General features: G+C 64.0%; 4 protein-coding genes. All 4 read right to left on the bottom strand.

Annotated features, from left to right (window positions below; all coding sequences use genetic code 11):
* A partial coding sequence (locus EOD15_RS29185; protein ID WP_148129684.1) for a branched-chain amino acid ABC transporter permease occupies positions 1-830 on the bottom strand: 830 nt, incomplete at its 3' end.
* Entirely contained in the window at positions 827-1,708 is an 882-nt protein-coding gene (locus EOD15_RS29180) for a branched-chain amino acid ABC transporter permease (protein ID WP_127321453.1), read from the bottom strand. The genes EOD15_RS29185 and EOD15_RS29180, both read right to left, overlap by 4 nt.
* A 38-nt stretch (positions 1,709-1,746) precedes the next feature.
* Positions 1,747-3,051 carry an ABC transporter substrate-binding protein gene (locus EOD15_RS29175; RefSeq protein ID WP_127321454.1) on the bottom strand — a complete coding sequence of 435 codons (1,305 nt, stop codon included), beginning with the start codon at positions 3,049-3,051 and terminating at the stop codon, positions 1,747-1,749.
* Between the two features lie 128 nt (positions 3,052-3,179).
* On the bottom strand, positions 3,180-4,502 hold a 1,323-nt coding region (locus tag EOD15_RS29170), incomplete at its 5' end, for a hypothetical protein (RefSeq protein ID WP_127409073.1).

Raw genomic sequence — 4,502 nt, 5'->3', positions numbered from 1 at the left:
ACATAGTACATGAACAGCGTGCCGATCAGCGGTCCGAGCGTCGTCGCGGCACCCCCCAGCAGCACCCACAGCAGCGGCAGGATCGAATACTGCACCGACGCGAAGCTCGATCCGACATAGCCGAACAGCAGCGCATAGGCGGCCCCCGAGGCCGCGCAGATGATGCCGGAGATGACGACGGCGGCGAGCTTGTTCGAAAACGTATCGTAGCCGAGCATCTTCGTGCGCTCCTCATTCTCGCGGATGGCGACCAGCACGCGGCCATAGCGGGAGCGGACGATGGCCAATGTGACGAGCAGCACGATGGAAAACAGCGCCAGCGCTGTCATGTAGCGCACCGTCGGATTGGTGAGTTCGAGCGATGTAGCGCCAAAGCTGAGCACCCGCGCCGGCTGCGGCACGACCATGCCTTGGTCGCCGCTGGTCCAAGTCGCGAAGTAGAGGATGAGGAGGTAGAACACTTGAGCGAACATCATGGTGACGATCATGAAGGCGACGCCCGTGGTGCGCAACGCCAGCAGGCCGATCACGAGTGAAACAACAACACCACAGCCGAGGCCCGAGGCGAATGCCGCTGGTACGCTCCAGCCGAGCTGGATGACGGCAAGGCCGGCGCCATAGAGCCCGGCGGCGAAGAACATCGCATGGCCGAGGCTGAGCAGGCCGACATAGCCGAACAGCATGTTGTAGCCCATGGCAAAGACCGCCAGCACCATGATGCGGGCAAGCAGGCCGTGATAGTAGTCCGGCAGCAGGAAGCTCAGCACGAAGAGCAGGGCGATGACGCCGAGATGCAGGGCATAGGCTTTTGCCGGCGAAGCTTCGCTCATCGCGATGCCGTCCCGAACAGGCCTTGCGGGCGGAACACCAGCACCATGGCGACGAGCAGCGTGGCAATGATCTTGGCCAGCGTCGGCGAGAAGAACATCGAGATGATGCCGTCGGAGAGGCCGATCAGCACGGCGGCGACGACCGTGCCGCGCAGCGAGCCGAGGCCGCCGATGATGACGACGATGAAGGAGAGCAGCAGCGGATCCTGTCCCATCAGATAATGCGCCTGGCTGATCGGCACGATCAGCACCGCGGCAATGGCCGCCAGCATGGCACCGAGCGCGAAGACGCCGCCATAGACACGGCCGACAGGGATGCCGAAGGCCTGTGCAGTTTCGCTGTCATACTGCGTGGCGCGCATGACGAGGCCGATCCTGGTGCGCGTCAGCACCAGCCATGTCGCGGTGAGCAGCAGCGCGGAAGCGGCGATAACAGACAGTTTGTAGCCGGAATAGCCGAACCACGGCAAAAGGATGCGGTAGCTGAACGGCGGCTCGACCGGCCGAGCCTCCGGGCCATAGAAAGTCAGCGCCAGCTGCTGGATGATGTAGAGCATGCCGATGGTGGCGACGATGGTGGCTTCCGGATTGTAATTGAGCCGGCGCAGCACCAGCCGTTCGGCGACCAGCGCAATGGCGCCGACGATCAGCGGGGCAATCACCAGCGCCGCCAGGAAGCCGAGCGCAGGGTGACCGCCGATGGCCGTGGTGATCGCCCAGGCGAGCACCGCGCCCAGCATGAAGAACTCACCATGCGCGACATTGACCACGCGCATGACACCGAACACCAGGGACAGCCCAAGCGCCGTCAGCGCCAGCACGGCTGAGGTGACGAGGCCTTCGAGGGCAGCGAGGAGGAGGTGGGGACCAAAGTGCATCGGTTACACGCTGGCAGGCGCTTGCTGGAATGCCAAACTCACAGCGCCTGCGTGGTATAATCTCCCTCGGCCTCGTAAAGCCCGTCCTCGATCTTGGTCTTGTGCACGACCTTGAGCTTGCCGCCCTCGACCTTGGAGATGTTCTGGATACCAAAGCACTGGTGGATCTTGCCGTTGAAGGTTTTTGGCCCCTGCGGATGCTGCGGGCCTTCGGCGAACTCGGTCAGTGCCTCGGTCGCCTCGACCAGCTTGGCGCGGTCTTCCGGACCCTTGTAGCCGGCGTCTTCCATTGCCTTCTTGACGACATAGAGCGTCTCCCAGCAGCCGAACATGTGGGCTGCGGTGGAGACATCCTTGGGATCGCCGACGGCAGCGCCATTGTCATCGATGCCGACAGCGGTGCGGTAGGCCTTCTGCGCTTCGGAATCGTTGGCCTGCGCATAACGCGGCGAGCCTTCCCAGAAATGGCTGCCGTCGAGGAATTCGAGGCCGGGACTGTTGATGTCGGTGGCTTCGAGCGAATCGATGAAGCCGAACAGTTGCGGCCGGTTGGAGCCATAGAACTCGCCGAGCTCCTTGACGAAGGTCAGCACGGCCGGGCCGACCATGACGTGGTAGATCACCTCGGTCTCGGCCGGGATCTGCGGGAAGTATTTGGTGAAGGACGATTCCGTCGGCGGGATGGCGATCTGCGCGATGACCTCGCCGCCTTGCGCCTTCAGTGCCGGCGGCAGGTAGTCGCGATGGTCGTAGCCGAAAGCGAAATCGGGGAAGATCTGCGTCACCTTCTTGCCGGCATTGGCCGCGATCCACGGCGCCATCGACTGGATCTGGCTCTTCACGTCGGTGATGCCGGGCTGGAAGACATAGCGGTTCAGCTTTGTCGAGGCGACGTGATGGCCTTCGCTGACGACGAAATAGGGCATCTTGTTTTCGCCGGCGGCGGGCGCAGAGCCAATGACGACATGCGAGAACAGCGTGCCGAAGACGATGTCGGTCTTGTGCTGGGTGGCGAACTTGCCGACCACCTCGGCGCCACGGCCGGGATCGGTGCCGTCATCCTCGATGATCACCTCGACCTGACGGCCGTTGATGCCGCCGGCGGCATTGATCGCCTTGACCGCGGCAGCCGTGGTCTTCTCGTACCAGCGGCCATAGGCAGCGCCGATGCCGGTGCGGTGCGACTGGAAACCGATCTTGATCGGCGCCGAACTCTGCGCCTGGGAATAGCGGACGTAGCCGGGGGCCAGGCCCAGGCCGGCGCCGGCGACCAGACCCTTCAGCGCCGTGCGGCGGTTGAGCGTTGATCTGGAGAGATCGAAAAACCCATTCTTGTCAGTCACGGCAGTTCCCCTGTTTTTGAGTTTTGACTGGCTGTAACGAGGCAAAAAATCGCATGTGTACAAACTAAATCACCAAAGCCCCGACGTGGCAAGCGGGCTTTCCCCGAAGGCATGCTGGTCGCCTTTTCTCATCCGGCAGTCGGCGTGGCAAGCAACCAGAGGCCGAAGACGGTGTAGGCGATCATCAGCAGTGTGAGCGGGAACTGGCTGAGTGCCGCGCGGGAGGGCTGTGGGTGCAGGCGCCAGGCGAAGCCGTGAGCGACGAGGACGGCGAGCACATGGCCTAGGATGATGGCGCCGGCCTGGATATTCCACAGCCACCACGCGGAGTCCGCTCCCGCAACGATGCCGGCCTCGATCTGCACGTCGGCGGTGCCGAACAGGTTCCAGCCCCGCGCGAACGGGTCGGAAAGTGCCGCAAGCGCATATTGGCCGTCGACGAGCAGCGCCGTCAGATAATGCGCAACGTGATAGGCAAGCGCGATCGGCACGATCGACCACACCAGCAGGCCTGCGGCCTGGCCGAGCGTGTGATCGCTGCCGGCAAAACGCTGGCCGAGCCGGACGGCAAGCAGGAACACCGCCGCCAGCAGCGCGAATGTCAGGATCAGCCCGCAAGTGCCGCTGCCGATCAGCGCGGTGCGGCCGGGAAATTCGAGCGGGTTGATGCCGAACAGGCCGAGCCAGAAGAAGGTCTTCGACAGGCCGTCGAAGGACACCGACGACAGGGCCAGCAGCAGGAAGGCGATGCCGCTGGCCGGCAGGGGCTGCGCCGTCAGCAGCTTGGCGCCGGGCCAGCACAGGCCAAGCCGGCCGTCTTGGTTGCGTTCGGCCACGGCGAAGCGCGCCACCATCGAGAAGAAAACCGTCAGGAATTCACCGCTGCGGCTCCAGTCGCGATAGCCGAACGCCAGCATGGCGAGGAAAGAGAACAGCCAGTAGAGGCCGGCGGCCAAGGCCAGCCGCCCCGGATCGTCGGGCGCCGGATCGATGAGTTCGAACCAGGCGAAGGCGAAGAACAGGATGACAGCCGGCCAGCAGCCGACCCATCCGGGCAGGCGCCATGCTCCGTGATCCCTGGTCCCGAACAGGCGCGAGGCGAGACGCCATGCTCCATACCAGGGGTTGAGCCATGACCAGAGGTCGCCGAAGACACCCTGCAGCAGCGTGACGCCGGCCCACAACAGTGTCCAGATCACCAGTGGCAGAGGATTGGAAAGTGGGTCGCGGCTGCCGAAAAAGCCGGCGGCGATAAGAATTGCAAAGCCGGCGAAGGATAGCAGGCTGATGGCGGCGCGGGTGGCGTCGCTGAGGGCAAATAACGGCAGGCGCCGGCGCCAGAAACGATCGAGAAAATACGCTGGCAGCAGCGCCAGGACGAGGAAACTGACGGCAACGGCGAAGGCGCCGCCGATCAGATAGTAGCCGGTCGGCAGCAGCAGGACATGGCC

It is taken from the genome of Mesorhizobium sp. M7A.T.Ca.US.000.02.2.1, from assembly GCF_003996995.1.
Taxonomy (GTDB): domain Bacteria; phylum Pseudomonadota; class Alphaproteobacteria; order Rhizobiales; family Rhizobiaceae; genus Mesorhizobium.
This window is presented reverse-complemented; position numbering and strand designations above follow the sequence as displayed.